Genomic DNA, 17,936 nt, shown 5'->3' on the forward strand with positions numbered 1-17,936 from the left:
ATGGCAAGCATGTTGATACGGCACAGCGTTACCGCAGTAGTAGTAAAAAGTTTTTGGGTCGTTAGCTCAGCTGGTAGAGCAGCGGACTTTTAATCCGTTGGTCGCAGGTTCGAATCCCGCACGGCCTACCAAATACTCAGAGAAGCCAACCGTTCGCGGTTGGCTTTTTTGTTTTGCGCGCCAGCTATTCTTCCCCATACCTCCCCGGCGTCACCCCCATCACCCTCTTGAACATGGCGATGAAGGCGCTGACGTTGTCGTAGCCCAGGTCCAGCGCAATCGTCGTGACGGGCTGGCCGGCGGCCAATCGTTCCAGGGCGCGCAGGATGCGGGCGCGCTGGCGCCAGGCGGACGGCGTAAAGCCCGTTTCGATGGTAAAACGGCGCGCCAGGGTGCGCGGCGAGACGCCGGCCCAGGCGGCCAGCGCTTCCACGCCCCGTTCGTCGGCCAGGTCGTCGAGCACGGCGCGCGCCACGCGCAGCAGGCGCGGGTCCGTGGGCAGGGGCAAGCCGAAGGATTCGTGCGGCGCGGCGGCGATCTCGTCGAGGATCACGCCCGCCACCCGGGCTTGCCGCGCGTCCGGTGCGCCCTCGTCCCAGGTGCTGGCGCGGCCCACCGCCTCGCGCAGCAAGCCCGAGACGCGCATCACGCACGGCGCGGCGGGCAAGCCGGCGCAGCTGGCCTCGTCCACATACACGCTCCAGCCCGCAAACGGACCATGCGAACGCAGCGCATGGACGTGATGGGGCGGCATCCACACGCAGTGGCTGGCCGGCACCACCCACTGGCCGCTGTCGGCCGTAACGGAAAGCAAGCCCCGCATGGCGCCGAACAGCTGGCCGCTGGCATGGCGGTGCGCCCCCGTCACCCGCTCTTGCGGCTGGACAATGCGCATGGCGCGCAGCAGCGCGGCAGACATATTTGGCGGATTTGACGTATCGAATGACATAAACAGCGCAGACAAGACAATCCGCCCATCATACAGTGAAGTCTTTCCAACTGTCAGGAGTTCACCATGCGTGCAGAAGACGTCTTAGCCGATCAACAAAACCAGGGCCAGTTCAACGGCGTCACCGTGCGCAAGGGCACGGTGGGGGCTTTTCTCGCCAATGCCCGGCTGTGGCTGGACGACGCCAGCAGCAGCGACGACAAGGCCATCGCCGAGCGCGACATTGTCGACGCCCTGCCCGCCCTGCACGCGCTGGGACTGTTCGACATCGTGCAGGTGCGCGATGCGGCGCTGCGCGAACTGGTGGCCGTCGCAACGGAGTAAACGGCCACCGGCTCGTCCACGGCGCGCATTTCCTCTATCATGCTGCTTTGCCCGCCTTCGCACCCGCCATGCCGTTTACCATCGCCAGCCCCGTCCACAGCGAACTGATCATCAAGAAAAGCCGTTTCATCGGTTGCGTGCAGCCGATGACGGACCGCGCCAGCGCGCAGCAGGTGGTCAATGACTTGAAGGCGCAGCATCCGGGCGCCTGCCATGTGTGCTGGGCGCTGCTGGCGGGCGGGCAGTCGGCGGCCGTCGACGATGGCGAACCGAGCGGCACGGCCGGGCGGCCCATGCTCGACGTGCTGCGCCACCAGGACCTGGAAGGCGTGCTGGCCACCGTCGTGCGCTATTTCGGCGGCATCAAGCTCGGTGCGGGCGGCCTGGTGCGCGCCTACACGGACAGCGTGGCACAGGCACTCTTGCAGGAGGAAAAGACGGCCATCGTGCGCCAGCGCAGCCTGCGCTGCACGGTGCCGTATGCGATGGAAGGCATGCTGCGCCGCGAACTCGACGGCGCCGGCGCCACCCTGCTGAACGTGGAACACGGCGACGCCGTGCTGTTCGACTTCAGCCTGCCTGAAACGGCGGCCACCGCCCTGCTGGCCCACCTGCATGAGGCGGGCAATGGGCGGATACAGTGGCTGGACGCGCAGGATAGCGACGGCGAGTCATAGTCAACAGGCGCATTGCTGCCGGGCGCCATCAGTCACAGTCGGTTATCTATGCGTACCGGAGGCGCGCCTAACGGATTTCTATCTTTTCAACTCTGACATTGTTCAATTTAATGCCGGTCAAGGACTGCATTATTTCGTCAGAAATTAACACTCCACCAAATTCAGTCCAGGAAATTTCACGGATCACGTTGACGCTGGTATCGGCATACCTCCTCCCTCGCCCAAAGCCGAATGTCACACCACAGGCAGGGCAAGCCGCAATTTTTGCAGCCACGACTCTTTCACCATCCATTACTGCTGGCTGATCACCAAAGAGCAGAACCCATGGCGCTTGGCCAACAAATGCGAAGTGACTCGCCATCTTCCTCGCAGGATCACCGAGATAGATGTCGCCGAAGCGTAAGAATTCGTTTATGCGCTCCGGCAGCAATTTCCGCAGTCTGGCGGACAAGATGGACGGCGATAACCGTCCCACTGAAAACATATCTGCTTTTGTAGGAATGCGCTGATCTACGACCACGGCGAAATCGCCTTCATTCCCGGGCATATAACTTCCGCAGTCCGTACAGATGCCTGCACCGACATGCCCGCTCGTCCACGCATCATTGGCGTCCACCACATCTGTTGCACAATAATACAGATGCCACATGCATTTTTTCATGGCTTTGCCTTAACAAGCACCATCGTCATGGATAGCGCTGCTCCAGATATCCATTCGGAAACACGTGGAAAATATTGTCCATCTGTCCGTCTACATAGCCGAACAGAATCTGATATTCGGTATGGTTTTCCTGGCCATGCTCTTTCTGGTAGACCTTGATGGACTGGAGGAGATCGTCCTCATACAGGTAATCGTAACTAGCTTCTCCAAATTTTCCGAAATTAATGTCCTGCGCGATGCGTGCCCCGTCAAGAAAACTGAGCATGACATTCCTCAAGCTCCCGCTGGCATCGAAGTGCACGCTTTTAAGCTCGCCGCGCTCATGAAAATAGAAGCTCCTGTTGATGACAGCAGCAGATACGCCATAGCTTTCCGCCAAGATGACCCTGCCCTCCCCATCGAGATAGTAGACATGAGTGTCTTTCAACTTCGCGGGCAGTGACTTTAGCGCTTTTCCCGGCTTAAAACCGGCCCTTTGCGCTTCGAATGGCCTGACGTTACACAACGGCCCTTTGCTGATCAGCGTTCGCGCCGCGCGCTGTTTGACGGCATCTGAATAAGTCGCCATGAAAAAGTCGGATTCTGACGCTATCGCGTGGAATTGCTCGCCCAGTTTTTGGATTTCAATAATGATATATCGCTCCCGCTACGACACTTCCTGCAATCAAGTCCTGCCTGGGCGCTTGATCTGCAACAAGATGAAATGCGTCCACGCCAGTGCCGGCAACACCATCAGCAGTAACATCAGTCCGGCCGGCATGTCCGGCACGAAACGCACGAAGCAGGCGAGAAAACCGGCGATGGCCAGCCAGAAGCGCCAGTTGAATGCATAGGCCTTGCGCGCCACTGTCGCCAGCGCGATGCGCCAGAATTCCAGCAAGGCCCACAGGCCGCCCGTCAGCAGCAGCGCGGCCAGCGCGTTGGCGCCGGGGGCGTCAGACCAGGTGCGCACCAGGTTGTACAGCAGCACGGGATAGCCGGCCGTGACGGCCAGCGTGGCGGGGCCGGCGGCGATGACAGCTTCAAACAGCTGCCCTTTGGAACGATGATCCACTAATTGATGCTCCTCAAGCCACGACGCCGGAATGGGCGGCGATCACTTGCAGCGCGCCGGCCGCGTCCTGCGCCCAGACGCGCGTAAAACGGAAGTCGCCATGCGTTTCCACGTCGTGATAACTGCCCGTCAGCTGCATGCGCACGGAGACCACGGCCACGTTGCCGTTGATGCGCACATGGCGCTCGGAGGCACGCAAGTCCGTGATGGTCAGCAGGCGCTGCTCGTGCGCGGCCAGGTCCGCATGCTTGCTCAGCAAATGACCCAGATGATTGGTAAACAGCAATTCATCGGCCAGCAAGCCATTCAGCGCGGCCACGTCCGAGGCCATCATGGCCAGGCGCAAGCGCTCCTCGGCATCGAGTACCTGCACTTCCGTTAAAGCATTCATCTTTTTCCTTGAAAATAATTATAACAACGTTAACAAACAGGCAAAACATGCTGGCATGAAATCGTCTTTTTCGCAATCGGCCGAAAGACTTATGCCTGTGGAGCATATTCATATAGCGTAATATTCGCAGCGGTATTGCGCAAAACGCCACCATAGTACTGTACAGTGCTTGCCCTTCCGCACCGGGCTGTCGCAAATATTCACTGTGGCAAAGTTGCATTTACCCCCTGCAGTCTCGAATAAAACCAAGATAAGGCCCCTACATGGCAATTAATATCATTCTGAACCTGCTCGTTGCGTTGCTCGTCTTCGCCTTCATGTTCCACCAGCAACGCAAGCACGCGACGTTCACCGTGCGCGTCTTCACGGGCCTGGGCCTGGGCGTGCTGCTGGGCGCGGCCGTGCAGTGGCTGTACGGCGCTGGCTCGCCCATCATCGCCGGCACCAATGAATATATCGACATCGTCGGCAGCGGCTACGTCAAACTGCTGCAGATGATCATCATGCCGCTGATCATGGTGTCCATCATTTCCGCCATTTTAAAGCTCAAGGATGCGAGTTCCCTGGGCAAGATCAGCGCGCTGACCATCGGCACCCTGCTCATTACCACCACGATCGCCGCCGCGCTGGGCATTTTGATGGCCAAGCTGTTCGGTCTGACGGCCGTCGGCCTCACATCGAGCGCGGCCGAAGTGGCGCGCGGCGTGCAGCTGCAAGGCTCGCTGGAAACGGCAAAAGCCCTGTCGCTGCCAAAACTGCTGGTCAGCTTCGTGCCGACCAACCCCTTCCTCGACATGACGGGCGCGCGCAAGACCTCGACCATCGCCGTGGTGGTGTTCTCGATCTTCATCGGCATTTCGGCCACGGGCATCGCGGCGAAAAAGCCGGAAATCTTTGCCTCCTTCGAGCACTTCATGAAAGTGGCGCACGCCGTCGTCATGCGCATGGTCACCCTGGTGCTGCGCCTGACGCCCTACGGCGTGTTTGCGCTGATGTTTGAAGTGGTGGCGTCGTCGAGCTACACGGACATCTTGAAACTGATCAACTTCGTCGTCGCCTCCTACAGCGCGCTGATATTGATGTTCCTCGTGCATCTGGCCATCATCGCCGGCGTGGGCCTGAACCCTTTGCGCTTCGTCAAGAAAGTCTTCCCCGTGCTGGCCTTCGCGTTCACCTCGCGCACCAGCGCCGGCTCGATCCCGATGAGCGTGCAGACGCAAACCCAGCGCCTGGGCACGCCGGAAGGCATCGCCAACTTCGCCGCCTCGTTCGGTTCGACCATCGGCCAGAATGGCTGCGCCGGCATCTATCCGGCCATGCTCGCCGTCATGATCGCACCCACCGTCGGCGTCGATCCGTTCACCATCAGCTTCCTGCTGCCGCTGCTGGCCATCATCACCATCGGTTCCGTCGGCGTGGCCGGCGTGGGCGGCGGCGCCACGTTTGCCGCGCTGATCGTGCTGTCGGCAATGGACCTGCCCGTGGCGCTGGCCGGCTTGCTGATCTCCGTCGAACCGCTGATCGACATGGGCCGCACGGCCCTCAACGTAAGCGGCTCGATCACGGCCGGCACCGTCACCAGCCGCGTCATGGGCGAAACCGACCTGGCCGTCTACAACAGCGACGACGCGCCGGACCTGGATGAGGCGGAACACGCCGCCTAGAACGCATAACCAAACCTACTGCGCGTCGCGGGTTGCGGTTTCCGATGCTCACTGGCTCGGCGCCCCCGTACCTTCGCACAGTTCCGCTTCTCAAGCCAACGGGGGCGCCGAGCCTCGCTTCCGCTCGCTACGGTTTTGTTAAGCGTTCTTAAGCGCGTCCAGCCACACCAGCGGCGCGCCGCGCCTTGCCGCTTTCGTCTATATTGAATCGCAGTCAATACGGAGGAAGGCGCAAGGCGATGGAACAGAAATGGCCGCAGCAAATCTGGATCGTGCGTCACGGCCAAAGTGCCGGCAACGTGGCGCGCGATGCCGCCGAAGCGGAAAAACAGTTATTGATCGCCATCGCCGAGCGCGACGTCGACGTCCCCCTCTCCGAGCTTGGCGCGCGCCAGGCGCAAGCGCTCGGCGACTGGTTCGCCACCCTCCCCCCTGAACAACAACCGACCGTCGTGCTGTATTCGCCGTATGTGCGGGCGCAGCAGACGGCGCAAGCCGTGCTGGCGCGCATCGGTGCCGACAGCTTGAACTCCGTGGCGGCCGACGAGCGCCTGCGCGAAAAGGAATTCGGCATCCTCGACCGCCTGACCGTGCACGGCATCGCCAGCAAATACCAGGAGCTGTACGAACAGCGCCAGCACGTCGGTAAATTTTACTTTCGCCCGCCGGGCGGCGAAAGCTGGTGCGACGTCATCCTGCGCCTGCGCAGCGTGCTCGACACCATCACGCGCGAATACCGGGGCGAACGGGTGCTGATCGTCGGCCACCAGGTCATCGTCAATTGCTTCCGCTACCTGCTGGAACGCTGCGACGAACACGCCATCCTGGCCATCGACAAGGCGGCCGACGTCCCCAATTGCGGCATCACCTCGTATGCCTTCAATCCCGCCCTGGGCAGGCACGGCAAGCTGCAGCTGGACCTGTGCAACTTCGTCGCGCCGCTGGAAGCGGCCGGCACGCCCGTCACGGCCCAGCCCGACATGCCGGCCGCGCCGAAATCCTGATCCTTCGGAGGTATGCTTGGACGCCACTGCCATCACCCCTTCCCTGCTGCGCTCCTGGCCCCTGCCCATGCCCGCCCCCGATGGCGACAAGGAAGTGCGCGGCCATCTGCTGATCGTCGCCGGCTCGGCGGAAATGCCGGGCGCCATTGTGCTGGCGGCCACGGCGGCGATGCGCGCGGGCGCGGGCAAGCTGACCCTGGCGACGGGCGCGTCAGTGGCGGCGCAAGTGGCCATCGCCATGCCCGAGGCGCGGGTCATCGGCCTCGATGAAACGGCGCAGGGCGGCTTCCGCCACGAGGCGCGCCACCAGCTGGCGCCGCTGGCGGGCAAGGTCGATGCCGTGCTCGTCGGGCCAGGCATGTGCGACACGACCGCCTGCTGCGAACTGATGCGCCACCTGCTGCCCCTGTTTGCCGACAGCCGGCTGATTCTCGACGCCCGCGCCATGCAAGTCGTGCGCCAGCCGGCGCAGCAGGGCTCGCAGTTCAATTTTAAGCAGCCCGTGCTGCTGACGCCGCATGCGGGCGAGCTGGCCCAGTTGATGGGCTTGAACAAGGACGCCGTGCTGGCCGACCCGCATGGCTGCGCCGTGGAAGCGGCGCGGCGCTGGCATGCCATCGTCGCCCTGAAAGGCGCACTGACCGTCATCGCCATGCCCGATGGCACAAGCTGGACGCATGGGGCACACGCAGGCGGCAATATCGGCCTGGCCATCTCCGGTTCCGGCGACACGCTGGCCGGCATCATCACGGGCCTGGCCGCGCGCGGCGCGCCATTGGAGCAGGCCTGCGCCTGGGGCATTGCCCTGCATGCGCTGGCGGGCGAGCAGCTGGCCCTGCGCTTCGGCATCCTCGGCTACCTGGCGCGCGAAATCCCGGCCGAGATTCCGGCCCTGCTGCGTAATCTGGCGCCATGAGCTGGCGCCCTGAGCTGGCGCCCTGAGCGCTGCCACCCTGAGCGGCGCGGCATGGAAACAACAGCCATAAGCATATCCATAAAGAATCGTTCGCCCAGGCAACAACCTCCCTTAAGCTCATCCCATTGTTTTCAGATGAACAAGCTTAAAGGATACCGCCGTGCACCTGCGCCATTCATACGCCCCCCATTCCCTTCCCGCCACGCCGCTGCGCGCCATCGTGCTGGCCTGCGCCATGCTGGGCGCGCCTTCCGCCTGGGCCCAGGATGCGCAAGCTAGCGCCAGCACCGGCGGCGCCACTGAAACGGCCGGCGCCAGCATCGACCAGGTCACCGTCGTCGGTTCGCGCGCGCGCAACCGCACCGTCTTCGACAGCAGCGTGCCCATCGACCGCTTCGGCGCCCGCGAAGTGAGCAATGCGCTGTCGACGGGCGACGTGGGCGCGGCCCTGCAAAACCTGTCGCCCTCGATCAACTTCCCCCGCATCGAGTCGAGCGGCGCGTCGGACTCCGTGCGCGGCATCCAGTTGCGGGGCCTGGCGCCCGACCAGGTGCTGGTGCTGATCAACGGCAAGCGCCGCCACACGAGCGCCGTGCTCGACACGGAAAGCAGCTTTGCCGGCACCGTGCCGGTCGACATCAACGCCATTGCGCCGAACGCCATCGACCACATCGAAATCCTGCGCGACGGCGCGGGCGCCCAGTACGGCAGCGATGCCGTGGCGGGCGTGATCAACATCGTGCTGAAAAAGGCCCGCACGGGCGGCGCCGCCGCCGTCAGCTATGGCGCCAACCACACGCATTTCGATCCCACCGATCAAACCCTGACGGATGGCCAGACCGTCATCGTCAACGCCGACTATGGCGTGCCGCTGGGCGAGGCGGGATTCTTCCGCTTCAGCGCGGAAACGCGGCGCCGCTCGCCCACGGAACGGGCCGGTCCCAGCGACGCGGGCTGGACGTCCTACAACTTCACGCCGGCCGACCAGGCACTCGACGGCAAGGTGCTGTTCAAGTCGGGCGACTCGCGCCAGCGCAATAACTATTTGTTCTACAACACCCAGCTCACCCTGGCCAACGGCCTCGACCTGTACTCGTTTGCCACCCTCAACGAGCGCGCATCCGACGGCAGCGCCTACTTCCGCTATCCGGGCGACCCATCGAACGTGACGTCCCTGTATCCGCACGGCTACCGCCCCGTCACCAACGGCGACAAGCGCGACCTCAGCATCGTGGCCGGCGTGCGCGGCAGCGCGGGCGAGTGGAACTGGGACGCCAGCGCACGCCACGGCAGCGACCGTTTTGACTACGGCGTCAGTCACTCCGTCAACGCCTCGCTGGGCGCGGCCAGCCCCACCAGTTTCCACCTGGCCGGCTTCGACTTCCGCCAGGACGCCCTGAACATCGATGCCACGCGCAGCCTCGACATCGGCCTGCCGTCAGCGTTGAGCGTGGCCGTGGGCGCCGAATGGATGCGCGAAACCTACCAAAGCGCGGCCGGCGACCCCGCCTCGTATGCGGCCGGCAGCTTCACGGACGCGCCACCGGGGGCCCAGGCGGGACCTGGCCTGCGCCCATCGGACGCCTACGACGGCAGCCGGCAGATCCGCTCCGTGTATGCGGACGTGGAAAGCGAGCTCACGCCGCGCCTGCTGGTGGGCGCCGCCGCCCGCTATTCCCATTACAGCGACTTCGGCAGCGCCAGCACGGGCAAGCTGTCCACGCGCTATAAAGTGACGGACAATTTTCTTGTGCGCGGCTCGCTGTCGAACAGCTTCCGCGCGCCGGCCCTCGTGCAGACGGGTTTCCGCTTCGCCACCTTGAACTTCAACGCCGATGGCACGGCCCTGCAAACGGCGGCCCTGCTGCCGGCCAGCGACGCGCTGGCGCGCAGCTTCGGCGCGCAACAGCTGAAGCCGGAAAAATCGGCCAACGTCTCGCTGGGCCTGGCCTGGAAACCGGCCCCCGCCACCAGCCTGACGGTGGACGCCTACGTGATCCGCATCCGCGACCGCATCACGCGCTCGAGCGACTTGCAAAGCGATGCCGTCACGGCCTACCTGGCCGCGAATGGCCGCAGCGACATCCAGTCCGTGGCCTACCTGGCCAATTTGCTCGACACGCGCACCAAAGGTCTGGACGTGGTGCTGAACCACGACCTGGCATTCGCGTCAGGCAAACTGAACCTGAACGCGGCCCTCAACCTGAACAAGACGACGCTCGACAAGGTGCGCCAGAGTTCCGCCGCGCTGGCCGCCATCGATCCCAGTTTGAGCCTGTTGACGGAGACGGGTTTGTTCCGCATCAAACATGCATCACCCAACAGCAAATTGATACTCGGCGCCGACTGGCAGGCGGCCGGCTGGGGCGTGCAGGCGCGCGCCACGCGCTTTGGCGAGCTGAAAGATTTTTCCTACGACAGCGATGCGCCGCTGATCGACGGCATCCCCGCCCAGCGCTTCGGCGCCGTCTGGTCGCTGGACCTGGAAGGCCAATTGAAATTGAGCAAGCAAGTGACGGTGAGCGTGGGCGGCAACAATATCCTCGACCGCTATCCGCAGCGCGTGCGCCAGACGAACAACGCCACGTATGGCGGCGCCCTGCCCTACAATTTCATCAACCCCATCGGCGTCAATGGCGCGTATTTTTACGCCAAACTCAACTACACCTTCTAACGTCACGGAAAGAGCATATGATCATCAACCGGATTTCCCACCACGTATCCCATCTCGTCGCCGGCGCCTGCCTGAGCGCCCTCCTGTTGTCCGCCGCCCAGGCTGCCGCGCCGCTGGTGCTGATGACGGACTTCGGCACGGCCGACGGCGCCGTGTCCGCCATGCATGGCGTCGCCTATGGCGTCGATCCCCAGCTCACCATCTCGGACCTGACGCACCAGATTCCCGACTACGACATCTGGCTGGGCGCCTACCGCCTGTACCAGACGGCCAACTACTGGCCGCAAGGCACGGTGTTCGTCTCCGTCATCGATCCGGGCGTGGGTACCAGCCGCAAGTCGGTGGTGCTGAAAACCCAGGGTGGCCGCTATTTCGTGGGGCCGGACAACGGCTTGTTCACCCTGATCGCCGAGCGCGACGGCGTGGCCGAACTGCGCGAAATCGATGAAAACGTCAACCGCCTGGCGGGCTCCGGCGAGTCCTACACCTTCCATGGCCGCGACGTGTACGCGTATGTCGGTGCGCGCCTGGCCTCGGGCGCCATCAGCTATGAACAGGTGGGACCGACATTGCCCAGCGCATCCGTGGTCAAGATCGCCTATCAAAAACCTGTGCGCGACGGCAATACCATCCGCGGCATCGTGCCCGTGCTGGACGTCAAATATGGCAATGTCTGGACGAATATCCCGAAATCCCTGCTCGACGAATTGCAGGTGAAACTGCACGATCCGCTGCAGGTGCGCATCTTGCACAAGGGCAAGCAAGTGGCCAAGGTCACGGCGCCGTTCGAGCACACGTTTGGCGGCGTCGCCAAGGGCAAGCCCCTGGTCTACCTGAACAGCCTGCTCGACGTGGCCGTGGCCATCAGCCAGGGCGATTTTGCCGCCAAGCACCACGTCGCATCGGGCGTGGACTGGGAAGTGGAAGTGAGCAAGGTTTCGTCGTCGAAATAAGCATGGCCGGCGGCCGGGACGTCCTGTCCTGGCGCCTCCCCTCCCGTTCACGTGGCGCGCTTGCGCCATGTCAAAGCAGATCGTCTCTCTCCCCGCCGATGGCTGCTGATTTGTAAATCCCGTGAACCTGCGCGCGCCTGCCTACTCTAATTTTTGCAAGCGATGCCAGCCTTGCTAAGACAGCCTGCCCGCGCCGTGGCAGCCTGCCTGGCAAGCGATGCTCACCCACGAAAGCTTTCCAACGAGAAAGGAACAATCATGACGGCCCCACTCCCTAGCACCAGCAAGCTTGTCCTCGGCACCGCCATCGTGTGCGCGTTGCTGGGCGGCTGCAACAAGCACAATGAGTCCACCACCACGGCGCCGGCAGCCACGCCCAACACGGCGCCCACCACCACGCCCGGCACGGGCGGCAGCGGCACCTCGGGCACCAGCGGCACCACCACGCCGGATGCCACCACGCCCGCCACCCCATCCGTTGCACCGGGCACCACCGCCAACCCCGACGGCACGACGACGCCGCCGGCGACCCCGCCCGGCACCACGCCGGGAACCGGGACCGGGACCGGGACCGGGTCCGGGACCACCACGCCGCCGCCACGCAGCAGCTAGCAGCCGTACCCGGCTGCACTCAGCCGCGCCCGCGCCGCCCCGGCGACGGGCCGGACAGCCGGCGCCACACACCGGCGGCAGAATACAGAGGGATACATGCAAGGAGCCTTCCGACGAAGGCTCTTTGCGCAGCGCGACAGTTCTTCCTGCCACAGCGCGTCAATGGGCCGGCGCCGCCTTCGCCGCGGCCCGGGCGCCCAGCGCCTGGTGGTCGGCGGCCAGGAACAGATACATGGCCGGCACCACGAACAGGGTAAACAGGGTGCCGATGGACAGGCCCGTGAAAATCACCAGCCCCATCGCGTGGCGCCCGGCCGCGCCCGCGCCCGAGGCGATCACCAGCGGCAGCACGCCAAACACCATGGCCGCCGTCGTCATCAGGATGGGACGCAGGCGCACGGCGGCGGCCTCTTCCACGGCCTCGCGCTTGCTCTTGCCCGTCTTTTGCAGCTGGTTGGCCACTTGCACGATCAGGATGCCATGCTTGCTGATCAGGCCCATCAGGGTCACCAGGCCCACCTCCGTGTAGATGTTGATCGAGGCAAAGCCGAGGAAGATGAACATGGTGGCGCCAAACAGGGCAAGCGGCACGGAAACGAGGATCACGACGGGGTCGCGGAAGCTCTCGAACTGCGCCGCCAGCGCCAGAAAGACGATCACCACGGCAAACAGCATGGTGACGATGAAGCCGCCCGATTCCTGCACGAACTGGCGCGACTGGCCCGCATAGTCGGCCGTGTAGCCGCTGGGCGCCAGCTGGGCCAGCGTCTCGCGCATGAAGGCCAGCACCTCGCCCTGCGAGGCGCCGGACACGCCGGAAAGCGTCACGGAATTGAGTTGCTGGAAGCGGTTGATCGACTCGGGCACGACGTCGTACTGGATATGCGCGACGGTACTGGCCGGTATCATCGCGCCGTCAGGCGTCTTGATATGAAAGTCCAGCACGGCCGACGGATTCAGGCGGTCCACCTGCAGCACCTGCGGGATCACCTTGTAGGAACGCCCGGCGATGGAAAAATAATTGACGTAGTTGCCGCCCAGGGCCGCGCCCAGCGCCTGCCCCACATCCTGCTGCGTCATGCCCAGCGCGGCCACGCTGTCGCGGTCGATCACGACGGTGGCTTGCGGTTTATCAATCTTCAAGTCCGTGTCGATGAAATAAAACTTGCCCGACGCGCGCGCCTTCTCGAGCACCTGCTGCGCGATGGCGTCGAGGTTTTCAAACGGTTCCGTGGTGGCGATGACGAATTGCACGGGCAAGCCCGAGGAGCCGGGCAAGGCGGGAAACTGGAAGGCGGCCACGCGGGCGCCGGCGATCCGGTTCCAGCCCGCCTGCAAGTCCTGCTGCACCTCTTGGGCGCTGCGCGCGCGCTCGCCCCACGGCGTCATCAGCATGCCGCCAAAACCCGAGTTGACCGTCGGCACGCCCGTAATTTGAAACATCTGGCTGTATTCAGGCATGGCCTTGGCCACCTGGTAGATTTGCTCGGCATACACCTGCATCTGGTCCGAGGTGGCCGTCGGGTCGCCCACCACCTGCGACAGCACGACGCCCTGGTCTTCCTCGGGCGCCAGCTCGGACTGCGACATCCTGAACATCAGGCCCAGCACCACCATCAATAGCGCCGCCATGACGATGAGCACCACCCAGGTATCGAGCAGTGCGCGCAGCAGGCGCCGGTAGCTGTCGTGCACCTTGCCGAAGACGCGGTCGATGGCTTGCACGAAGCGGCCGCTGTCCTGTTCCGGGCGGAAAAAGCGTGAACACATCATGGGCGACAGGGTCAGGGCCACGATGCCCGACACGGCCACGGCCCCGGCCAGGGTGAAGGCGAATTCCGTGAACAGCGCCCCCGTCAGGCCGCTCTGGAAGCCGATGGGCACGTACACGGCGACGAGCACCACCGTCATCGCCAGGATGGGGCTGCCCAGCTCGCGCGCCGCCAGCAGGCTCGCTTCCAGCGGCGACTGGCCCTGCTTCATGTGGCGGTCCACGTTTTCCACCACGATGATGGCATCGTCGACCACCAGGCCGATGGCCAGCACGATGGCAAGCAGGGTCAGCAGATTGATGGAATAGCCGAGCGCCAGCATGGCCGTAAACGTGCCGATCAGGGACAGCGGCATGGCGATCACGGGCACGATCACGGCCCGCAGGCTGCCCAGGAACAGATAAATGACAATGGTGACGATCAGCAGCGCCTCGACCAGGGTCTTGATGACCTCCTTGATGGACGTATTGATGAAGAAAGTCGAGTCGTACACGATTTCCCCCGTCAGCCCGGCCGGCAGCTGGGACTGGATATCGGGAAAGCTGGCGCGCACGCGCTCGGCCACGTCGAGGATATTGGCTTCCGGCGCCACCTTGATGCCGATGAAGACGGAGCGCACGCCGCTGAAGGCGACGTTGAAATCATAGTTTTCAGAACCCAGCACGACGGTGGCCAGGTCTTCCAGCCGCACGATGGAGTCGCCGCTGCGCTTGACGACGAGCTTCCTGAATTCCTCGACCGAGTGCAGGTCCGTGCCGGCCGTCAGGGGAACGGTCACCATCTGGCCCTTGCTGGCCCCCAGCGCGGCCAGGTAATTGTTGTTGCCCAGGGCGCTGCTGACCTCGGCCGCCGTCACGCCGAACGCGGCCATCTTGTCCGCGTCCAGCCAGGCGCGCAGGGCGAACAGGCGCGCGCCCAGCAATTCCGCCGTCTGCACGCCGGCGACGGCGTCCAGCTTGGGCTTGACGACGCGGCTCAGGTAATCCGTCACATTATTCGTCGGCAAGGTCTTGCTGTAAAAACCCAGGTACATGGCGTCCGTCGTCTGCCCCATCTGCACCGTCAGCACGGGCGTCTGCGCCTGGGCGGGCAACTGGTTCTTCACGGAACTGACCTGGGTATTGATTTGCGTCAAAGCCCGGTTCGCGTCGTAATTGAGGCGCAAGGTGGCCGTGATGGTCGACACGCCGCTGCTGCTGGACGAGGACAGGTAATCGATGCCCTGCGCCTGGGCGATGGCCGATTCCAGCGGCTGCGTGATGAAGCCGGCCACCGTCTGCGCGTCGGCGCCGTAATACGTGGTGGAGATCGTCACGACGGCGTTCTGCGTCTTCGGATACTGGTTGATGGGCAGGCTGAACAGCGAGCGCAAGCCCAGCACCACCAGCAGCAGGCTCACCACCATGGCCAGCACGGGCCGGCGGATAAAGAGATCGGTGAAGTTCATGGCGGCGCCTCGACTCAATGTTCCTGCGGCGTGGGCTGCGGATTGTTGCGCGGCTCGACGACGTTGCTGATCACCACGGGGCTGCCGTTCTTGAGCTTGATCTGCCCGCTGGTGACGACCTGCTGTCCCTCGGTGAGCCCCGTCAGCACGGCCACCTGGTCGCCCCGCGTCTCGCCCGTCGTCACGAACACCTGCTGCACCACCAGCTCGCCCGCCTTCGGCGGCGGCGCGCCGGCCTTGGGCGGCGGCGCCGGATGCACGACGAAGACGGTGGAACCGTAAGGGTTATAGGTGATAGCCGTCTGCGGCAAGGTCAGGTACGGCTGCTTGCCCCCCACTTCCACATGGACATTGGCAAACATGCCCGGCAGCAACTGCCGCTGCGGATTGGCCACCGTGGCTTCCACCTGCACATTGCGCGTGGCGGGGTCGACCTTGGAACTGATGGCGCTGACCTTGCCCGCAAACGCCGTATTCGCATGCGCATCGCTGGTCAGGTTCAGTACCTGGCCCACCTGCAGGCCGCCCAGCTGCTTTTGCGGAATATAAAAGTCCACGTAGATGGGATCGATGGTTTGCAAGGTGACGATCTTGTCGCCGGGATTCAGATACTGACCCGGATTGACGGTGGTGATGCCGAGTTTGCCCGCGAACGGTGCGCGGATGGTTTTCTTTGCCACCAGCGCCGCCTGCTGGGCCGCCAGTGCCTGCTTGCTTTTCAGGTCGGCCGCGTCGTTGTCGATCTGCGCCTGGCTGATCGCCTGCACGGCAAATTGCTGGCGGTCGCGCGCCAGCACGGACGCGGCCAGTTCGGCGGCCGCCTCCAGGGCGCGCAGCTGCGCCAGGTCGGCGTCGGCGTTCAGCTGCAGCAGCACCTGCCCTGCCCTCACCTCCTGGCCGGACTTGAAGTTGATCGTCCTGACGAGTCCGGCGATTTCGCTCGTCACGTCGACGCCACGCACGGCCACCAGGGTGCCCACGGAGGACAGATGCGGCTGCCAGTCGACCTTGCGGATGATGGTCGCCGACACCGTCTGCGGCGCGGGCTTGGGCGAGCTGGCCATGAGCTGGCGGATGTGCAGGAAAAATCCCAGCGCCAGCAGGGCAATCAACAGCGCCACCGCCCCCAGCATGATGAGCATGCGTTTCGTGCGTTTCGTCATGGATGCGCTCCTTGTCATTGCGTCCCGCTGCCATTGCGCGTGCCGTGTTGCAAGGCCCCGTGTTGCAAGGCCATATTGTTGCAAGGCCATATGTTGCAAGCCCCTCAGTCCCTGCTTGCCGCCACCGGCAAAGTCGTTGCCGTGGAAACGGCCGGCAGCGCGGGGCGGTTCCACCAGCCGCCGCCCAGCGCCTGGAACAGCGCGGCGCTATCGGCATGGCGGGCCGCCTGCGCCTGCACCAGGCCCACCCTGGCCTGCTGGTAGGTGCGCTGGGCGTCCAGCAGGCTCAGGTAGCTGATGGCGCCCAGCTTGAATTGCTGCGTACTCAGCGCCAGCGATTCGCCGGCCAGCGCCTCCACCTCGGCCTGCTGCTGCAAGGCGGCAGCGTCGGTCTCGAGGGCGCGCAGGCTGTCGGCCACATTCTGGAAAGCGCCCAGCACGGTGGCGCGGTAATCGGCGGCCGCGCCCTCGTAGGCGGCGATGGCGGCACGCCGCCCGGCGCGCAGCGCGCCGCCATTGAAAATGGGCTGGGCCAGCCCGGCCGCCACGCCCCACACGGAGGAGCCGCCGTGCAGCAACGCGGGAATGCTGGTGGCCAGCGCGCCGACATTGCCCGTCAGGGTGAACTGGGGGTACATGGCTGCCGTGGCGACGCCGATCTGCGCGCTGGCCTGCTGCAGCAGCGCCTCGCTGGCGCGGATGTCGGGGCGCTGGCGCACCAGGGCCGACGGCAGGGAGACGGGCAAGTCCTGCGGCAAATGCAGCGACGCCAGGTCGAATTCAGGCATGCCGGGTTCGCTGGGCAGCCGGCCCGCATACACGGACAGCTGGTGACGGGCCAGGGCCAGGGCTTTTTCCAGCGGCGGCACGCCGGCGCGCGTCTGCGCCACCGTATTGCGCTGCAGCAGTACCGTGGCACGGGCGATGGCGCCAAACTGGAATTGCTGTTCGATCAGGTCCAGCTGCTTCTGCTGCGCCCCGAGTATCTCGCTGGTGGCCTGCAGCTGGGCGCGCAAGGACGCCACGCGGATGGCCGTCGTCACCAGATTGGCCGTCAGGGCCAGGTACGTCGCTTCCAGTTGGTATTGTCTATAGTCAACCAGGGCTTGCAAGCCTTCCAGCTGGCGCTTGTTGCCGCCGAACACATCCAGCGCATACGACACGTTCACCGAGGCGTTATACAAATTGAGGACGCCGCCCACGCCCTCCAGGCTGCTGTTCTTCTCGCGGCTGGCGCCCAGCCGGGCGCGCAGGTCCGGATACAGCAGGCTGCCGGACAGGGCGCGGTAGTTTTCATCGGCCTGGCGCAGGGCCGCCTGGGCCGACGCCAGGCCGGGATTGCGCGCGAGGGCGCCGCGCACCAGCTGGTCCAGCGCCGGCGACTGGAACAGCGACCACCATTGCGCGGGGATATCCTGGCCGGCCACAAAGCGCTGCGCCTGGCCGGCGGGACCAGGCGCCGCCGCCGTTTGCGCCGGCAAGGGCGCCGGCGTGTAGCGCTCGCCACCGCCGGGAGCGGCGGGACGCTGGAAGTCCGGCCCGACGGCGCAAGCGGCCAGCAGGCATGCCGTGAGGATGCCGAGTATGGGCTGCCGGATGCTGGAAAACATGGTGCTGGTCCGATACGTTGCCGTGCCACATCGCCGTTGAAAAATATCCCCATACGGACCGGCGA

General features: G+C 64.5%; 16 protein-coding genes and 1 tRNA gene. 9 read left to right on the forward strand and 8 right to left on the reverse strand.

Going from position 1 to position 17,936, the window contains the following annotated elements; all coding sequences use genetic code 11:
- Positions 1-55 precede the first annotated feature (55 nt).
- A tRNA-Lys gene (locus CBW50_RS13720) sits at positions 56-131 on the forward strand.
- Positions 132-184: 53 nt separating this feature from the next.
- Here CBW50_RS13720 and CBW50_RS13725 read toward each other — a convergent pair.
- Positions 185-919: a helix-turn-helix domain-containing protein gene (locus CBW50_RS13725; protein ID WP_226936194.1), complete on the reverse strand. Its 735-nt coding sequence runs from the start codon at positions 917-919 to the stop codon at positions 185-187.
- Between the two features lie 96 nt (positions 920-1,015).
- On the opposite strand from CBW50_RS13725, the gene CBW50_RS13730 reads away from it, so the two are divergent.
- Both CBW50_RS13730 and CBW50_RS13735 read left to right on the forward strand, forming a co-directional pair.
- Complete coding sequence (locus tag CBW50_RS13730) at positions 1,016-1,273, forward strand: hypothetical protein (protein ID WP_086146079.1); 258 nt, start codon at positions 1,016-1,018, stop codon at positions 1,271-1,273.
- Positions 1,274-1,341: 68 nt separating this feature from the next.
- Positions 1,342-1,950, forward strand: a complete 609-nt coding sequence (locus tag CBW50_RS13735) for a YigZ family protein (protein ID WP_086146080.1) — start codon at positions 1,342-1,344, stop codon at positions 1,948-1,950.
- 67 nt (positions 1,951-2,017) lie between these two features.
- Here the strand turns inward: CBW50_RS13735 and CBW50_RS13740 are convergent, their stop codons facing one another.
- The 4 genes from CBW50_RS13740 to CBW50_RS13755 all read right to left on the reverse strand — a co-directional run bounded on the left by CBW50_RS13740 (position 2,018) and on the right by CBW50_RS13755 (position 4,056).
- Positions 2,018-2,611 carry a hypothetical protein gene (locus CBW50_RS13740; protein WP_139842505.1) on the reverse strand — a complete coding sequence of 198 codons (594 nt, stop codon included), beginning with the start codon at positions 2,609-2,611 and terminating at the stop codon, positions 2,018-2,020.
- Between the two features lie 25 nt (positions 2,612-2,636).
- A complete protein-coding gene (locus CBW50_RS13745) occupies positions 2,637-3,179 on the reverse strand; it encodes a hypothetical protein (RefSeq protein WP_086146082.1) in 543 nt (180 codons plus the stop codon).
- Positions 3,180-3,275: 96 nt separating this feature from the next.
- Positions 3,276-3,665: a hypothetical protein gene (locus tag CBW50_RS13750; protein ID WP_086146083.1), complete on the reverse strand. Its 390-nt coding sequence runs from the start codon at positions 3,663-3,665 to the stop codon at positions 3,276-3,278.
- Positions 3,666-3,678: 13 nt separating this feature from the next.
- A complete protein-coding gene (locus CBW50_RS13755) occupies positions 3,679-4,056 on the reverse strand; it encodes a nuclear transport factor 2 family protein (RefSeq protein ID WP_086146084.1) in 378 nt (125 codons plus the stop codon).
- A 263-nt stretch (positions 4,057-4,319) separates the two neighbouring features.
- On the opposite strand from CBW50_RS13755, the gene CBW50_RS13760 reads away from it, so the two are divergent.
- The 6 genes from CBW50_RS13760 to CBW50_RS29360 all read left to right on the forward strand — a co-directional run bounded on the left by CBW50_RS13760 (position 4,320) and on the right by CBW50_RS29360 (position 11,879).
- A complete protein-coding gene (locus CBW50_RS13760; protein ID WP_086146085.1) occupies positions 4,320-5,720 on the forward strand; it encodes an L-cystine transporter in 1,401 nt (466 codons plus the stop codon).
- Between the two features lie 239 nt (positions 5,721-5,959).
- A complete protein-coding gene (locus tag CBW50_RS13765) occupies positions 5,960-6,724 on the forward strand; it encodes a histidine phosphatase family protein (protein ID WP_086146086.1) in 765 nt (254 codons plus the stop codon).
- A 16-nt stretch (positions 6,725-6,740) separates the two neighbouring features.
- On the forward strand, positions 6,741-7,640 hold the full coding sequence (locus CBW50_RS13770) for an NAD(P)H-hydrate dehydratase (RefSeq protein WP_226936193.1): 900 nt from the start codon (positions 6,741-6,743) through the stop codon (positions 7,638-7,640).
- Between the two features lie 160 nt (positions 7,641-7,800).
- Complete coding sequence (locus CBW50_RS13775; RefSeq protein ID WP_253251940.1) at positions 7,801-10,314, forward strand: TonB-dependent siderophore receptor; 2,514 nt, start codon at positions 7,801-7,803, stop codon at positions 10,312-10,314.
- 17 nt (positions 10,315-10,331) lie between these two features.
- Positions 10,332-11,267, forward strand: a complete 936-nt coding sequence (locus CBW50_RS13780) for an S-adenosyl-l-methionine hydroxide adenosyltransferase family protein (protein WP_086146087.1) — start codon at positions 10,332-10,334, stop codon at positions 11,265-11,267.
- Between the two features lie 258 nt (positions 11,268-11,525).
- Positions 11,526-11,879, forward strand: coding sequence for a hypothetical protein (locus tag CBW50_RS29360; RefSeq protein WP_086146088.1), 354 nt, complete (start codon positions 11,526-11,528; stop codon positions 11,877-11,879).
- A gap of 159 nt (positions 11,880-12,038) precedes the next feature.
- On the opposite strand, the gene CBW50_RS13790 is transcribed toward CBW50_RS29360, so the two are convergent.
- The 3 genes from CBW50_RS13790 to CBW50_RS13800 form a co-directional block, all read right to left on the reverse strand.
- Positions 12,039-15,098, reverse strand: coding sequence for an efflux RND transporter permease subunit (locus tag CBW50_RS13790; RefSeq protein ID WP_086146089.1), 3,060 nt, complete (start codon positions 15,096-15,098; stop codon positions 12,039-12,041).
- A 14-nt stretch (positions 15,099-15,112) separates the two neighbouring features.
- Positions 15,113-16,261, reverse strand: coding sequence for an efflux RND transporter periplasmic adaptor subunit (locus CBW50_RS13795; RefSeq protein WP_086146090.1), 1,149 nt, complete (start codon positions 16,259-16,261; stop codon positions 15,113-15,115).
- Between the two features lie 104 nt (positions 16,262-16,365).
- The gene (locus CBW50_RS13800) at positions 16,366-17,871 is read right to left on the reverse strand and encodes an efflux transporter outer membrane subunit (protein ID WP_086146091.1); all 1,506 of its coding nucleotides are present in this window, start codon (positions 17,869-17,871) and stop codon (positions 16,366-16,368) included.
- Positions 17,872-17,936: the final 65 nt, after the last annotated feature.

This window comes from Janthinobacterium sp. GW458P (assembly GCF_002127585.1).
Taxonomy (GTDB): domain Bacteria; phylum Pseudomonadota; class Gammaproteobacteria; order Burkholderiales; family Burkholderiaceae_D; genus Janthinobacterium.